Consider the following 14,378-nt stretch of genomic DNA (forward strand, 5'->3'; position numbering starts at 1 on the left):
CAGACAGTTCCGAAGTCCTGTCGATCACCATTTCGGGCGTTCCGGATGGTGCGGAGCTTTCCGCCGGTACAGATAACGGCGATGGCACCTGGACGCTGAGTGCAGGTGATCTTGAAGGTCTGACGATCACGCCAGCCGATGACTATTCCGGTTCGTTTGATCTGAATGTCACCGTGACCTCGACCGATGGCGAGGATACGGCAAGCATCAATGACACGATTACGGTTGATGTCGCCGGTGTGGCGGATACGCCAACCCTTGAGGTCAGTGATGCCAGTGGCGATGAAGGCAACAGTGTCGCCCTTGATATCGACGCAGCCGTCACCGATAGCAGTGAGACGCTGACAGTGACCATTAGTGGTGTGCCTACAGGCGCGACCCTGTCGGCAGGGACCAATAACGGTGATGGAAGCTGGACGCTGAGTGCAGCCCAACTGGTCGGGCTGACCATTGCGGCCGCAAGTGATTATTCCGGCACGTTTGAACTCACCGTATCTGTTCAGTCCCAGGACGGCGACGACACCGCGACAACAACAGCCATCCTTGAGGTCACAATCGAGGAACTGGCAGCCAGTGATGAAACCCTGTGGGGCACAGATGCCAGCGAGGTCTTCGAGACCGGGGCAGGGAATGACACGGTCGGGGCCGGTGGTGGCAATGACACCATTTCGACCAATACCGGGGATGACACGATCTGGGGTGGTAACGGGAATGATGTGATCTATGCCGGGGATGGCAATGACAGCATTACCGGCGATGATGGCCACGATTATATCGATGCCGGTGCCGGGAATGACACCGTGCATGGGGGTGAAGGCAACAACACCATCTATGGCGGTACGGGTAACGACTACATCACCGCAGGCAGCGGTAATGACAACATCTATGCCAGCGACGGTGACAACATCATCTATGCCAACGAGGGCAACAACCACATTGAAACCGGTGCGGGCAATGACAGCCTTTATGCCGGAAGCGGTGATGACACGATCCTTGGCGGCGACGGCAATAACTATGTCAGTGCCGGAGAAGGTAAAAACTATGTCGAAACCGGATCAGGTGACGACACGATCTCGTCGGGTAGTAATGATGACAGGATTGATGCCGGTGATGGCGACAACCTGATTTCTGCGGGCGAGGGTCGTAACACGATCTGGAGCGGTGCCGGTGATGACAGCATCAGTGTCGGTTCCGGCAATGATAAAATCTATGCCGGGGACGGGGACAATACCGTCAATGCCGGTGAAGGCCGGAACTATATCGAAACCGGAAGTGGTGACGATACCATCACCGCAGGCAGTGATAATGACACCGTTTCGGCGGGTGCTGGTGATGACAATATTGATGTCAGTGGCGGCAAGAACACGGTCTGGGGCGGCGAAGGCGACGATTCGATCCATGGCGGATACGGCGACGACACGTTCTATGGCGGTGATGGCAATGACATCCTGAATGCCGATGGCGGTGACAATTACTTTAATGGTGGTGCTGGTGACGACACGCTGACTGCCGGATGGGGTAAGGATACCTTCTATGGCGGTGCCGGTGATGACACGCTTGATGGTGCTGGCGGGGATGACAAGCTGTATGGCGATGAGGGTGATGACACCCTGATCGGCGGGGCTGGCAAGGATATCCTGACAGGCGGCAGCGGTGATGACCTGCTTTTGGGCGGGGATGATGATGATACGCTGATTGGCGGGATCGGAGATGACACGCTGTATGGCGGGGGCGGTTCCGATCTGTTCATCTTTAATATGGGCGAGGGCAATGACCATGTAGATGGCGGTGCCAACGGCTGGACGACCGATACCATCGAATTGCATGGTCTTGGCGGTGGCAATCTCGACTCGAGTGATTGGACCCTGATCCTGGATGAGGGAAGCATCACCGATTCGAAGAAAAACCACCTGGAACTTTCCACCGATTCGTCGGGTACCATCGTGTTTTCGGATGGTTCCGAGTTGACATTCTCCAATGTCGAACGTATCGAGTGGTGACGAATTCACATTTCGGGTGCCGTCAGGACCAAATCCTGACGGCATTGCCGGTTTTCTGGGGGGAATCACCCTGTCACGAGTTGACAGCCATTGTGTGAAGCCCTATACAGCGGACCTCGAATTTTATCGGATTACCTTATTTAGAACGGAGTAAGTGCAGTGAAGCGCACCTACCAGCCAAGCAAACTCGTACGGAAACGCCGCCACGGCTTCCGTTCCCGCAGCGCGACCGTCGGTGGCCGCCGTGTGCTGACCGCACGCCGCGCCAAGGGCCGCAAGCGTCTGTCGGCCTAATGTTGTGACCATTTCGGTGGAACGCCTTAAAAAGCGTGCGGAATTCCTCCGTGTTGCGGGCACCCGCCGAAAATGGGTTACACAGGGGTTGATCCTTCAGGGCGCACCACGCCCCGGGATCAAGCCGGATACAGAATACGCCGGTGAAGAAAGACTCGCCCGAGTCGGTTTCACTGTCACCAAAAAGGTGGGAAAGGCCGTCGTCCGCAATCGCGTTCGGCGGCGTTTGCGTGCTGTGGCAGAGCAATTGATGAGCGAACTCGCATTGCCCGGTTGGGATTATGTCGTGATCGGTCGTGCCCAAACCATTGATCGGCCGTTTGAAAAGCTGATTGATGATATGACGTTTGCTCTGCGTCGGGTTCCTGATGCCAAACCGTCTGCACCGGATTCGCGCCGTCCCCGCAAGGGACGTGGTGCAGGTCCGTCTGTCGGTGTCGCAAAAGCGGGAGGTCCGTCCAAGTGACCTCTTCGAATCCCGCACCCGGTTTCCTTGCCCGTCTTCTTCAAGTCGCAGTTCGCGGTTATCAGCTGTTTTTGTCGCCTTATATCGGGTGGTCATGTCGCTATCAGCCGACCTGTTCGGCATTCATGATGGAAGCATTGGCCCGTCACGGGGCAATAAAAGGCAGCTGGATGGGATTTAAACGGATAATGCGTTGCCATCCATGGGGTGGTCATGGTTATGATCCCGTGCCCGGATGTGGCTGTGAACAAAACAAAGCGTCGTCGGATGGTGAAAGCCAGTCCCCGGCGCTTTCGTCATGTTGTAAATAAAGTAAGCGGTCGGCGTGTGCTGGCTGAAAAAAGCGGAAAGAGGCGATGAACGAACAACGTAACCTGTGGGTAGCAATTGCATCGGCAGTTGTGATTCTTATCGGGTGGCAATTCTTCTTTGCGCCGGAACCTGGTCCCCAGGTTCGCGAGGCGCAAGTTCGTGAACAGCTTGATGCAAACGGCACGAATACGCCGCAGGTATCAACCGGTGGGCCGAGTGTTCCGGGCGGTCAGCCCGCAGTGCCGACTGTCAATCGTGACGATGCTTTGGCAAAATCGCCGCGTATCATCATCGAAACCCCGCGTGTCGAAGGTTCGATTCGCCTCGTTGGTGGTGTGATCGACGATATCCAGTTGCAGGATTATCGCGAGACCGAAGAGCCAGACAGCCCGCTGATCCATGTTCTGAACCCGACGGGCAGCAATGATGCCTATTTTGCGGAGTTCGGCTGGGTTGCCGGTGAGAAGGGCGTTAATCTTCCCAATAGCGATACCCGCTGGACCGCCAGCAGCGACAAGCTGAGACCTGACAGTCCCGTAACGCTGAGCTGGGATAACGGTGCTGGCCTGACCTTCAAGCGTCAGATCGCGATTGACGAGAACTATCTGTTCACCGTCAACCAGTCGGTCGTCAATAACAGTGGTGGCGAAGTCACCCTTTATCCGTATGGTCTTATTTCACGCAAGAACAAGCCGCATACAGCTGGTTTCTACATCCTTCATGAAGGTCCGCTTGGCGTGATTGACGGTACTCTTACCGAGATCGACTATGACGACCTTGCTGATGATGGTGCGGTTGAAAAGAAAACCACCGGTGGCTGGTTGGGCATTACCGACAAGTACTGGCTGGTAGCGCTTGCGCCTTCTGCTGACGAAGCATTGACGGCACGTTTCAGCCACCATGTGGCGGACAATTCCGACAAGTATCAGACGGATTATCTTGGTGCGCCGCGCACGATTGCTGATGGCGCAGAAGCCGCTGCCGAGACGCGTCTGTTTGCCGGTGCTAAAGAAGTTACCTTGCTTGACAATTATGCCGAGGAATACGGGATCACCAACTTTGATCTCGCGATTGACTTTGGTTGGTTCTACTTCCTGACCAAGCCGTTCTTCCTGGTTCTGCAGTGGCTTTATCATCTGGTCGGCAACTTCGGCGTTTCGATTCTGCTTTTGACTGTTGCAGTCAAGGCGATCATGTTCCCGCTTGCAAACAAGTCGTACAAATCCATGAGTGCGATGAAAAAGTTGCAGCCGCAGATCACCAAGATGCGCGAGCAGTTCAAAGATGATCGTCAGCGTCAGCAGCAGGAAATGATGGCGCTGTACAAGCGTGAGAAGATTAACCCGGCTTCGGGTTGCCTTCCGATCGTTGTTCAGATCCCGGTGTTCTTTGCGCTTTATAAGGTTCTGTTTGTCAGCATTGAAATGCGTCATGCGCCGTTCTTTGGCTGGATCCAGGACTTGTCCGCACCGGACCCGACGTCGTTGTTCAACCTGTTTGGCCTGATCCCGTGGGATCCGCCGCAGATGTTGATGATCGGTATCTGGCCGTTGATCATGGGTGTTACCATGTTCCTGCAACAGAAACTGAACCCGGCGCCGGCTGATCCGACCCAGGCAAAGATCATGATGTTCCTTCCGCTGATCTTTACCTTCATGCTGGCAAGTTTCCCGGCTGGTCTTGTGATCTACTGGGCATGGAACAACACGCTGTCGATCCTTCAGCAGCGCTACATCATGTACAAGATGGGGGTTTAACCCCCATCTACCCTTTAAGGGTTTACCGTCCCTTCGGGGAAAATCCCCGCAAATGCCGGGGAAGGAATGACGATGACACAAGAAAATCTGCCTTCGGATATCTCGATTCCGAAGCATGAAGACTCAGTAATCGAAGCCGGGCGGAAGCTTTTTAGCCGCCCGGTTAACTTCGTTCTTGGCGTGGCGCAGCTTGAACAGCTGCCACCCGAAGAAAAAACCGAAATCTGCTTTGCCGGTCGTTCGAACGTGGGCAAGTCCAGCCTGATCAACGCGATCACCGGGCGCAAGGACATTGCGCGGACCTCGAACACACCTGGACGTACACAGCAGCTGAACTATTTTGATCTTGATGGCGCATGCTATGTCGTGGACTTGCCGGGTTATGGTTTTGCCCAGGCCCCCAAGGACATTGTCGATACCTGGCATATGCTGATTAAACAGTATCTGCGTGGACGTGTGACGTTGCGTCGCGTGTTTGTGCTGATCGATTCCCGACACGGCTTCAAAAAGGCCGATCTGGATATGATGAAGCTGCTTGATGAGTCTGCTGTGCCATATCAGGTTGTATTGACCAAGTCAGACAAGCTAAAAAAGGGACAGCTCGAAAAACGCATCAAGGAAGTGGTCGAGGCATTGGTGAAACATCCGGCCGCCTTGCCACAGATTTTTGCAACATCAAGTGAGAAGAATACCGGACTTGCGGAATTGCGGGCAGAGATTTCAACACTGCTGTAATCCCGTCAGTTCCATCGCTTAAATATGGGGAAGTGAGATGAACGAAGAAATCCGTTCTGAAGAAGATCAATCGGAATCCAGCGCATACCGGACGTTGGCACGTGCAAAAGTTCTTTCCGAGGCTCTTCCCTATATGCGACGATTCAACGGTCAGACGATCGTGATCAAGTATGGCGGCCATGCAATGGGTGATCCTGAGCTGGCCCGCCTGTTTGCCCAGGATATGGTGCTTCTCAAGCAGGTTGGCATGAACCCGATTGTGGTTCATGGCGGTGGTCCGCAGATTGGCCAGATGCTTAAACAGCTTAATATCCAGTCCGAATTTGTTGATGGTCTTCGTGTGACCGATCAGCAGACCATCGACGTTGTCGAAATGGTTCTGGCCGGCAAGATCAACAAGGAAATCGTTTCCAATATCAATGCGGCAGGCGGTATCGGTGTTGGCCTGTGCGGCAAGGATGCGCATCTGATTACGGCGCGCAAACTGACCCGTACCAAACGTGACCCGGAAAGCAATATCGAAAAGGTCCTCGATCTGGGCTTTGTTGGTGAACCGGAAAAGGTCAATCCGCACGTTCTCGATTGCTTCATCAATACCGACATTATCCCGGTTATTTCACCGATCGGTGTTGGCGAAGACGGTCAGACATACAATATCAACGCTGATACGGCGGCCGGTGCGATTGCCAAGGCGGTTGGTGCGCGTCGTTTGTATATGCTGACCGATGTGAAAGGCATTCTCGACAAGGACAAGAACCTTGTAAGAGATGCAGACACCGACCACATCAATGCAATGATTGCCGATGGCACCATTCAGGGTGGCATGATCCCGAAAACCGAAACCTGTATGGATGCGGTTGAAAACGGGGTCGAGGCAGCAGTGATTGTTGATGGCCGTGCGCCACATGCTGTTTTGCTGGAACTGTTCACCGAACGCGGTGCCGGGACCATGATCCGCGGAAGCTGACCGTTCAGGGTCACGCACCACTTTAGTATAGTTTATTGCGACGTATATCTGGTCCCGCAAAGTGAATTAGGATATGTTGATGCGATGAATAACGCCGTTTAGGCGTAACGTATTGACTTGACTATTAAAACACGAGCTGGAGCAACCGTTGTGACCACAAGGGAACAACAGATATCTCGCCATTGGGACTATGCAAATGCGACGTTAAAGGCCCTGCGAGAGCGGGGCCTGCGTCCTACACCCGAACTTTACCATGTATGGTTCGTTTATTTCGCCGAAGAGAACCCGGAAATCCTGCGGGTTATTGATGCGGTTCAGGCCAGTGGCGATGAGTTGGCCGAGGACACGCTGCTTCAGCTTTATTACCGTTACATCTTTGATCGACAGGCGGCTGATTTCCTTCAGCGCGGCATGGAAGACTTTTCAGTGCTGGTCGAAAACAGCGATGAATGTCTGACATCGGCACGCACGGGGCTGGGAAGCTATGGCGATTTGCTGACCAAGTCGCTCAAGACCCTGAAAAAGCACAAGGATGTCAGCCCGGTGCTGGAGGACGTGATCAGTCATACTGATCAGATGAAAAGCACCATCGATAAGCTGCACAAGCGCCTGGATAGCTATCTGAGCAAGGTGGCGCTTCTGCAGCGCGAACTCGAAGAAACCCGCGAACGCTCCTATACCGATGGTCTGACCCGTGTCGCCAACCGCATGTATTTTGAAGAACAGCTGACATCCTTGGCAGCCGAATATGATTCTTCAAAAAGCCCGGAACCGTTCTGTGTGATGATGGTCGATCTTGATCAGTTCAAATCGGTCAATGACCGGTTCGGGCACCGGATCGGCGATGAAATACTGGTTCTGATTGCGTCGATGCTGAAGGCCAATATCAAGGGCCGTGATATTGTTGCCCGCTATGGCGGGGATGAATTTGCCATCCTGTTGCCCCAGACGCCGCTGGCAGATGCCATGGCTTTGGCCGATGACATGAGCAAACGTATCGCTGCCCGCGAGATCAAAGCCAAAAATTCAGGAACGTCTTACGGTCAGATGACGGTATCAGTCGGAGCCGCGGAATATGTCGCCGGTGAAGGTGGTGCCAAGCTGATTGACCGGGCCGACAGTGCACTTTACCGCGCTAAGAAGGATGGACGGAACCGCAACTTCGCGGCGGAATAGTCGATTTTCTACCGCTGATGGGGGCGGTTAAGCCGTTTTGCGCTTGCTATGCATGCGTGCCATGACAGCGGTGGACTTGCATTGAAGCGCCCAAAAGCGTATGTAACCAGCGCCCGGCAAGGTGTGAACTTTGCCGGGCGTTCCGCACTTGCTGCATCAAAACGAATTGCGCAGGCGGAATGTTTCCCAGTTTACGGACAGATCGCAGAAAGCCGAGCATGACAGAGCCGCGCGTAGTTACATTTGGATGTCGCCTGAACACCTATGAATCCGAGGTGATGCGCGACCATGCCAAAAATGCCGGCCTTGATGATGCGATCATTATCAATACCTGTGCCGTCACGACCGAGGCCGAACGCCAGGCGCGTCAAAGCATCCGCCGCCTGCGCAGGGAAAATCCCGATGCCAAGATTTTTGTGACCGGTTGCGCGGTTCAGGTAAATCCCGAAAAATTCGCCAAAATGACCGAGATCGACCGCATCTTTGGCAATGATGCCAAGATGAAGGCCGAGACGTTCCTGATGCCTGAACATGAACGTGTTGTCGTCAATGACATCATGTCAGTCGAGGAAACGGCAAGTCATCTGGTGTCGGGGTTTGAAGGGCGCGCACGCGCCTTTGTGCAGGTTCAGAACGGCTGTGACCATCGTTGCACCTTCTGCATTATTCCTTATGGCCGTGGAAATTCCCGTTCGGTCCCGATGGGTGAAATCGTCAGTCAGGTTCGTGAACTGGTTGCCAATGGCTATGGCGAAGTGGTTTTGACCGGTGTGGATATTACGTCCTATGGTCATGATCTTCCGGGTAAGCCGACATTGGGACAGATGTCGCGCCGGTTGCTGGCGCAGGTGCCGGAATTGCCGCGTCTGCGCATTTCATCGATTGATCCGGTCGAGGTCGATGAAGACCTGTTCCGTCTGATTGAAACCGAACCGCGCCTGATGCCGCATATGCATATCAGCTTGCAGGCAGGAGATGACATGGTGCTTAAGCGTATGAAACGCCGCCACCTGCGTCAGGATGTGGTCGATTTCTGCAAAAAAGTCCGTGAATTGCGTTCCGATGTGACATTCGGTGCTGACATCATTGCCGGTTTCCCGACCGAAACCGATGAAATGGCGGACAATACCCTGCGTCTGGTCGATGAATGCGGTTTGATTTATCTGCATGTCTTCCCGTATTCAGCCCGTCCGGGCACCCCGGCGGCACGGATGCCCCAGGTGCCAAAAGATTTGCGCAAGGAACGGGCAAGTGCGCTGCGCGATGCCGGGGATATTCAGTTGAACAAATTCCTGCAATCACGCATCGGCATGATCGAGAATGTGTTGGTTGAAAAGGAAAATACCGGCCATACGGAGCATTTTGCTCCCGTTCTGCTTGATCGCGTGATAGAACCGGGCTCAATAGCAAAGGCCAAGGTAACCGGCCTTGAAGATGGAAAACTGATTGCGGAGCTTGTGGGATGACGGAAGAGGGGAAAAAAAGCTGGTTTAGCCGCCTGAAAGACGGGCTGAAGCGGTCCTCCTCCAAGCTGACCACCGGAATTTCCGACATCTTCACCAAGCGTCGCCTTGATGATGACGCGCTTGAAGAATTCGAAGACCTTCTGATTACCTCGGATCTGGGTGTCGCAACCGCTGCGAAGCTGAGCGCGGAACTGGCCAAGACCCGGTTTGACAAAGAAGTTGATTCTGCCGAAATCCAGGAATTCATTTCCGAAGAAGTCGCCAAAATCCTTGATCCGGTTGCCAAGCCCCTTGTCATTGACGCGACCAAAAAACCCCATGTGGTTCTGGTTGTTGGCGTCAACGGATCGGGCAAGACCACAACGATTGGCAAGCTTGCCAAGACCTATAAGGACCAGGGGCTTAAGGTCATGATGGCGGCGGGCGATACATTCCGTGCGGCCGCGGTCGAACAGCTTAAAGTCTGGGGCGAGCGTACCGATTGTCCTGTGATCGCACGCGATACCGGGGCGGATGCCGCCGGTCTTGCCTTTGATGCGATTGATCAGGCCCAGCGCGAAGGTTATGACCTGTTGCTGATAGACACCGCTGGGCGTCTTCAGAACAAGGCGCACCTGATGGACGAACTTAAAAAGATCGTCCGCGTCATCAAAAAGCGCGATGAAACTGCGCCGCATGACACGCTTCTGGTGCTTGATGCGACCACCGGACAGAACGCCCATTCACAGGTCGAAACGTTTGGCGAGGCAACGAATGTGTCCGGCCTGATCGTGACCAAGCTTGATGGCACTGCCAAGGGCGGCGTTGTTGTCGCCTTGGCCGAGAAATTCGGTAAGCCGGTTCATGCGATCGGTGTTGGCGAAGCCGCCGAAGACCTGCGCCCGTTCGAGGCAAAATCGTTTGCGCGCAGTCTTGCCGGTCTTGTCAACTGATCACAGTCAGATCGAAATGCAATAAGGCAGCCGGGTGGCTGCCTTATTTTTTATGCGGTAGTGCGCAGATTTCCGATCGTTCCGCGAAACTGCCCGATCTGTTGATCAAGGGCGGTTATGGCGGGGGCAATATCGTCGGGCAACTTATCTGTTTCGATGGCTTTCATCTGGGCGGACAACTGCGCTGCGCGATCTTCAAGGCCATTGGCCAATCGATTGTCTGCATCATCAAACAGCCAGTCCATCACCCGATCTCGCAGTTCTTCAAGGCTATGTAAATCCGGGTCCGGTGATGCGGCCGTCATCCCGAATGGACGCAGGGACAATTCCAGTTGCCGATAAATATCGCGCAAGGTCTGGGAACTGTCATGACATAGCGATTTCAGCTTGCTGTTATGGACGACCGGAAAGATCGCCTCCAGACGCAGGGCGAAATCAAGGGTGTCGCGTAGAATGTCGTTAAGTTCATTCTGTTGATGAATGGCCCCGGAATGGTCGGGATGGTGGTGATTGTCCTCGCTGATATAGCTGTTGGGGGCGAAGACCGGCAAAACAGCCGCCCGTATCCCAAAGCGTGCGGGGAGTTCCCCGATAATTTCACCATCGGCCAGTATGGGCGCGCCGTCTTCGCCATTAATGGTGATTTCATCGCATTCCATGGTCAGGGCATAGTTGCTGTTATCGACCGAGCCAAACAGAAGTTCGGCGGCGATATCAAGGCCGCTTAATGTGTCGACGCTGTCGCGGATGGCAAACATATGCAAAAGACCGTCTTCGGGGCTTTTGCTGTCACTCGGACGCAGGCCGCCGCCGAAATAGCGGCCATTGGTAATGGTCAGTTGGCGCAGTTTCAGGTTCTGGGCGGGTGCGCCGCTACACGAGATCTCGAGCGCAAGCGGCGTCATTTCGTGCCAGCTTTGCCAATTGGCAACCGCATAGCTGATTGCACCGAGCGCACGTTTAAGGCCGGGATTGATCCGTTTGCGGGCATCGGCAGGGACACCGATGCTTGCGGCATTGATGAAGCTGTGATCATTGACGGTACCGACATCAAGCATTCTGATCTGTCCATGAATGGACGCGCGGGCGGCATCAATCAGATCATCAGGCAGACCAAGCGTACGGGCAAAATCATTTGCCGTGCCCATGGGGATGGGGATCAGCACGGACTTGGTGGCGATCACGGTATCAAGAACTGCATTGATGGTGCCGTCCCCGCCACCAACCGCGACGATATCGCCGGGCTGACAGGATGCCTTGATCTGTTTGCAGATGTCATCGGGATTGTCGCAAAGGGCAAGTTCGGTCTGATAGCCGGCGTCTTGGAAAACAGCACGCAAGGGCTGCACGCCATTGGTGCGCCAGCTTTCAGGAAGTTTGCCCTTGGTCAGAAGCAGATATGCCTTGCCAGTCAAATCAGAGTTTTTCACGTGCGGAACCCTTATGTGTAAAAACAGAAACAGGCGAACACCCGTATTGCTGATTGGTATTTCTGGCTTTTTAACGTCGAAGACGTTCGAAGGTTCCGTGAAATAAAATCAACACAATTGGAACATTCTTTTGCACCATCCGTTTGTCAGTGTAAGCAGCGCGCAAGTAATTGTGCTGCCCTTAATGAATAAGGAGGTTGTGATGTTGAGCAAGAATATGCTGATGATTGGTACGGTTCTTATGACGATGGGTGTTGCGGTTCCCGCATATGCCGGATCAGGTTCTGCGACCGATACATCCGGTACAATGACAACCGATGATGCCGTGAAGTCGGATGCAAACAAGCTGGGTGACAAAATTGCGACCCAGTATGAAAAAGCCAAGGATTTCACCTTTGAGCAGAAGGAAGACTTCCTTGCTTGGGTAAACGAGAAATCCGATCAGCTTGGCGATCAGTACGACGATGTCTCTGCACGCGTACAGGATGATAGCGAGGATGCTGTCGACGAGCTTGCCGAGGCATGGGACAGCGCCAGCGACGAGCTGAGCAATGCCATGTCATCAGCCAAGGATGCCTCGGCTGATACATGGGAGGACGTTAAACGCGATACGCTTGATGCACTTGAAAGTGCACAGAAAGCTATCTCGGGCGATCAGGCCGCCGAATAAGACGTCACAACCTGAACTCGGCGATTTGACGTCCGGGGATGACAGCCCGCCCGTTTTGGGCGGGCTGTTTTTATTTGGCAACGACCAAGGGTCTGATGATGAAAGACAGTTCGCGACCGGCACCGTCATCTATTCGAAGATTCCTTTCTGCAACGCAAAGGCGATTGAATGCCCTGGCCGCGGGGCGCAAGGGATTGACCGGGATTGCCGGTGCATCATTTCTTGAGACCACCATTGTTCCAATTCCGATCGAACTTTTGATAACCCCGGTGATGGCCGCGTCGCGACGGCGGGGATTTATGGTGGCGACAGTCACCCTGATTGGTAGTGTCGCCGGTGCCATCGGGCTTTATTTTCTGGCTTGGGCGCTGTTTGACGATCTTGCACAGCCGCTGATCGACATGATGGGCGGACAGGACGAGTTTGATGAGCTTCAAGGGAAGTTCGAAGAAGGCGGGTTCTGGTTCGTCTTTCTGGTCAGCTTTATGCCGGTACCGATGCAAATCGCGGCCTTGGCGGCGGGGGCGGCATCCTATCCGATATGGCTGTTTCTGATTGCCATCACGATATCACGTGGTCTGCGCTATTACGGGCTTTGGGTTCTTGTGCTCGCCTTCGGAGCCGGTATTGCGCGAATCTTTGCGGGCAAAAAACGGAAAAAGGCGTTGCCGAAGGCCTAGGAAATGCCTGCTTTGGCGAAAAAATATGAAAAAGCCCGGCAATTGACCGGGCTTTTTTTCTGAAAAATGATTTTTTTATTCCGGTTCAATACGGAAATCGGTGGTGCTTTTGCCTTCTGTATCCGGCTCTTCGATGTCTTCGGCAATCAGACCACGACGGATCAATTCACGGATTGCGGCTGCGCGGGTCGGCATACGATGCTCAAAACGCCAGTCGTCGATAACTTTCAGCTCCTCGTCGTCGAGCATGATCTGGAGCTTTTCTGTTCTTTTCGGCGTTGGCACGACGGGAATCCTGTTCATTTCAGAAGCTGTAGAAAGCGCCTGAAGTCATTGAAAATCACTGATTTCACGAATTTTGGAGTAAGTTACGTTACCTACATTTTCTCCATAAGACAACCATCTTACGGCATCTCGGTAACTGGCTGGAGTGATGTAAGTAATGTAAAGTAATTATCGTGAGTATGTTGGGTAAAGTAATGAAGTTGTTTATAGTGCGTTAGATATGTTTGTTAATACTGTTGTGTAAGTGCTGTTTCTTCATTGTATTGCATAAGTTAACCATACGATTTTACTTTAAATATTATTTTCGTTTGTTACGGTTAGGGCATCCGAACAAGGAGGTTGTGATGTCTATGCAAGTGATGAACGAAATCGAAAACCATGTACCCGCTTTGCGCCGTCATGCTTATCGGCTGACCGGCAGCGCAGACCTGGCGCAAGATCTGGTTCAGGACACTTTGTTGAAAGCCATCAGCAAAAAGGACCAGTTCGAAGAAGGTACGAGCCTTAAGGCCTGGTTGCACCGGATCCTGTTCAATACATTTATTTCCGCCAAGCGCCGTGAAAAGACCCGTGGTCCGCAGGTCGACTGGGATGATCTGGGCGACATTTACGGACATGGCAGCAATCAGATGGCCCGTTTGCAGTTGCGCGATGCTGACCGTGTTCTTGAAGAACTGCCGGAACAGGAACGCGAAGCCATCATGCTGACCGCTGTTGAAGAAATCTCCTATCAGGAGGCCGCCGATCAGATGTCGGTCGAAATCGGTACGGTTAAATCCCGTGTCGGCCGGGCACGCCGGAAGTTGCGGGCATCGGTTGGTCGAATCGAAGCACGCGAACATGCGTCACGTTATGTGGCAGAGGCGGCATGATATGAGCCCGGTTCTTGCGATATACGGCAAGGAGCACATTCTTGGCTATATCCGCGGGACACTTGAGGACGACGAAGAAAAACATGAAATCGAAAGTCTGGTCAAAAGTGACCCGCGTGCCGCTAGGATTGTCTGCGACTTGCAGATGACAGATATATCTGACCATTGGGCACTTGATGCCCCGGCGCGTCACAGGCTTGAAAGATTGCAGGCAATTGCCGATAGAGCGGGTATATTAGCCTGATCTATGCAGGATTTAAATGGAAGGTCTGCGTCGATTAAAATTGACATTAATGACCAATGGTCATATAAACACAGATATCAGGGTTGACCGTC

General features: G+C 53.5%; 16 protein-coding genes. 14 read left to right on the forward strand and 2 right to left on the reverse strand.

All coding sequences use genetic code 11. From position 1 onward, the window contains the following. The 10 genes from TH19_RS14815 to ftsY all read left to right on the forward strand — a co-directional run. Window positions 1-2,000 (forward strand): calcium-binding protein (locus tag TH19_RS14815; protein ID WP_147250776.1); only part of this gene is annotated, 2,000 nt, incomplete at its 5' end. Between the two features lie 159 nt (window positions 2,001-2,159). Beyond that, a complete protein-coding gene (gene rpmH, locus TH19_RS14820) occupies window positions 2,160-2,294 on the forward strand; it encodes a 50S ribosomal protein L34 (RefSeq protein WP_007091264.1) in 135 nt (44 codons plus the stop codon). A 16-nt stretch (window positions 2,295-2,310) separates the two neighbouring features. Then, the gene (gene rnpA, locus TH19_RS14825; protein ID WP_258547986.1) at window positions 2,311-2,760 is read left to right on the forward strand and encodes a ribonuclease P protein component; all 450 of its coding nucleotides are present in this window, start codon (window positions 2,311-2,313) and stop codon (window positions 2,758-2,760) included. Continuing rightward, window positions 2,757-3,071 (forward strand): membrane protein insertion efficiency factor YidD, encoded by a 315-nt coding sequence (gene yidD, locus TH19_RS14830; RefSeq protein WP_114103142.1) that lies wholly within the window; start codon window positions 2,757-2,759, stop codon window positions 3,069-3,071. Before rnpA ends, yidD begins: the two co-directional genes overlap by 4 nt. A 45-nt stretch (window positions 3,072-3,116) precedes the next feature. Then, window positions 3,117-4,829, forward strand: coding sequence for a membrane protein insertase YidC (gene yidC / locus TH19_RS14835; RefSeq protein WP_114103143.1), 1,713 nt, complete (start codon window positions 3,117-3,119; stop codon window positions 4,827-4,829). 72 nt (window positions 4,830-4,901) lie between these two features. After that, on the forward strand, window positions 4,902-5,564 hold the full coding sequence (yihA, locus tag TH19_RS14840; RefSeq protein WP_114103297.1) for a ribosome biogenesis GTP-binding protein YihA/YsxC: 663 nt from the start codon (window positions 4,902-4,904) through the stop codon (window positions 5,562-5,564). Between the two features lie 37 nt (window positions 5,565-5,601). Next, a complete protein-coding gene (gene argB / locus TH19_RS14845) occupies window positions 5,602-6,531 on the forward strand; it encodes an acetylglutamate kinase (RefSeq protein WP_114103144.1) in 930 nt (309 codons plus the stop codon). Window positions 6,532-6,681: 150 nt separating this feature from the next. Then, window positions 6,682-7,707 carry a GGDEF domain-containing protein gene (locus tag TH19_RS14850; RefSeq protein ID WP_114103145.1) on the forward strand — a complete coding sequence of 342 codons (1,026 nt, stop codon included), beginning with the start codon at window positions 6,682-6,684 and terminating at the stop codon, window positions 7,705-7,707. Window positions 7,708-7,925: 218 nt separating this feature from the next. Next, complete coding sequence (gene mtaB / locus TH19_RS14855; RefSeq protein ID WP_114103146.1) at window positions 7,926-9,173, forward strand: tRNA (N(6)-L-threonylcarbamoyladenosine(37)-C(2))-methylthiotransferase MtaB; 1,248 nt, start codon at window positions 7,926-7,928, stop codon at window positions 9,171-9,173. After that, window positions 9,170-10,105, forward strand: coding sequence for a signal recognition particle-docking protein FtsY (gene ftsY / locus TH19_RS14860; RefSeq protein WP_114103147.1), 936 nt, complete (start codon window positions 9,170-9,172; stop codon window positions 10,103-10,105). The genes mtaB and ftsY overlap by 4 nt, the downstream gene beginning before the upstream one ends. A gap of 50 nt (window positions 10,106-10,155) precedes the next feature. Here the strand turns inward: ftsY and TH19_RS14865 are convergent, their stop codons facing one another. Next, entirely contained in the window at window positions 10,156-11,535 is a 1,380-nt protein-coding gene (locus tag TH19_RS14865) for a diacylglycerol/lipid kinase family protein (RefSeq protein ID WP_114103148.1), read from the reverse strand. A gap of 202 nt (window positions 11,536-11,737) precedes the next feature. Here TH19_RS14865 and TH19_RS14870 point away from each other — a divergent pair, with 202 nt between their 5' ends. Both TH19_RS14870 and TH19_RS14875 read left to right on the forward strand, forming a co-directional pair. Next, window positions 11,738-12,205, forward strand: coding sequence for a hypothetical protein (locus tag TH19_RS14870; RefSeq protein ID WP_114103298.1), 468 nt, complete (start codon window positions 11,738-11,740; stop codon window positions 12,203-12,205). 164 nt (window positions 12,206-12,369) lie between these two features. Continuing rightward, window positions 12,370-12,885, forward strand: a complete 516-nt coding sequence (locus TH19_RS14875; protein ID WP_258547976.1) for a YqaA family protein — start codon at window positions 12,370-12,372, stop codon at window positions 12,883-12,885. 75 nt (window positions 12,886-12,960) lie between these two features. On the opposite strand, the gene TH19_RS14880 is transcribed toward TH19_RS14875, so the two are convergent. Then, entirely contained in the window at window positions 12,961-13,170 is a 210-nt protein-coding gene (locus tag TH19_RS14880) for a hypothetical protein (protein WP_147250777.1), read from the reverse strand. Between the two features lie 344 nt (window positions 13,171-13,514). Here TH19_RS14880 and TH19_RS14885 point away from each other — a divergent pair, with 344 nt between their 5' ends. Further along, window positions 13,515-14,042, forward strand: a complete 528-nt coding sequence (locus TH19_RS14885; RefSeq protein WP_114103150.1) for an RNA polymerase sigma factor — start codon at window positions 13,515-13,517, stop codon at window positions 14,040-14,042. 1 nt (window position 14,043) lies between these two features. Continuing rightward, a complete protein-coding gene (locus tag TH19_RS14890) occupies window positions 14,044-14,286 on the forward strand; it encodes a hypothetical protein (RefSeq protein ID WP_114103151.1) in 243 nt (80 codons plus the stop codon). Window positions 14,287-14,378 lie beyond the last annotated feature (92 nt).

The sequence above is a fragment of the Thalassospira profundimaris genome, assembly GCF_003326675.1.
Classification (GTDB): domain Bacteria; phylum Pseudomonadota; class Alphaproteobacteria; order Rhodospirillales; family Thalassospiraceae; genus Thalassospira; species Thalassospira aquimaris.

Bases quoted from the DNA above. Each gene is read 5' to 3' on its own strand.
- yidC (WP_114103143.1), top strand. From the start codon at position 3,117: ATGAACGAACAACGTAACCTGTGGGTAGCAATTGCATCGGCAGTTGTG.
- yihA (WP_114103297.1), top strand. From the start codon at position 4,902: ATGACACAAGAAAATCTGCCTTCGGATATCTCGATTCCGAAGCATGAA.
- argB (WP_114103144.1), top strand. From the start codon at position 5,602: ATGAACGAAGAAATCCGTTCTGAAGAAGATCAATCGGAATCCAGCGCA.
- mtaB (WP_114103146.1), top strand. From the start codon at position 7,926: ATGACAGAGCCGCGCGTAGTTACATTTGGATGTCGCCTGAACACCTAT.
- ftsY (WP_114103147.1), top strand. From the start codon at position 9,170: ATGACGGAAGAGGGGAAAAAAAGCTGGTTTAGCCGCCTGAAAGACGGG.
- TH19_RS14870 (WP_114103298.1), top strand. From the start codon at position 11,738: ATGTTGAGCAAGAATATGCTGATGATTGGTACGGTTCTTATGACGATG.
- TH19_RS14885 (WP_114103150.1), top strand. From the start codon at position 13,515: ATGTCTATGCAAGTGATGAACGAAATCGAAAACCATGTACCCGCTTTG.
- TH19_RS14890 (WP_114103151.1), top strand. From the start codon at position 14,044: ATGAGCCCGGTTCTTGCGATATACGGCAAGGAGCACATTCTTGGCTAT.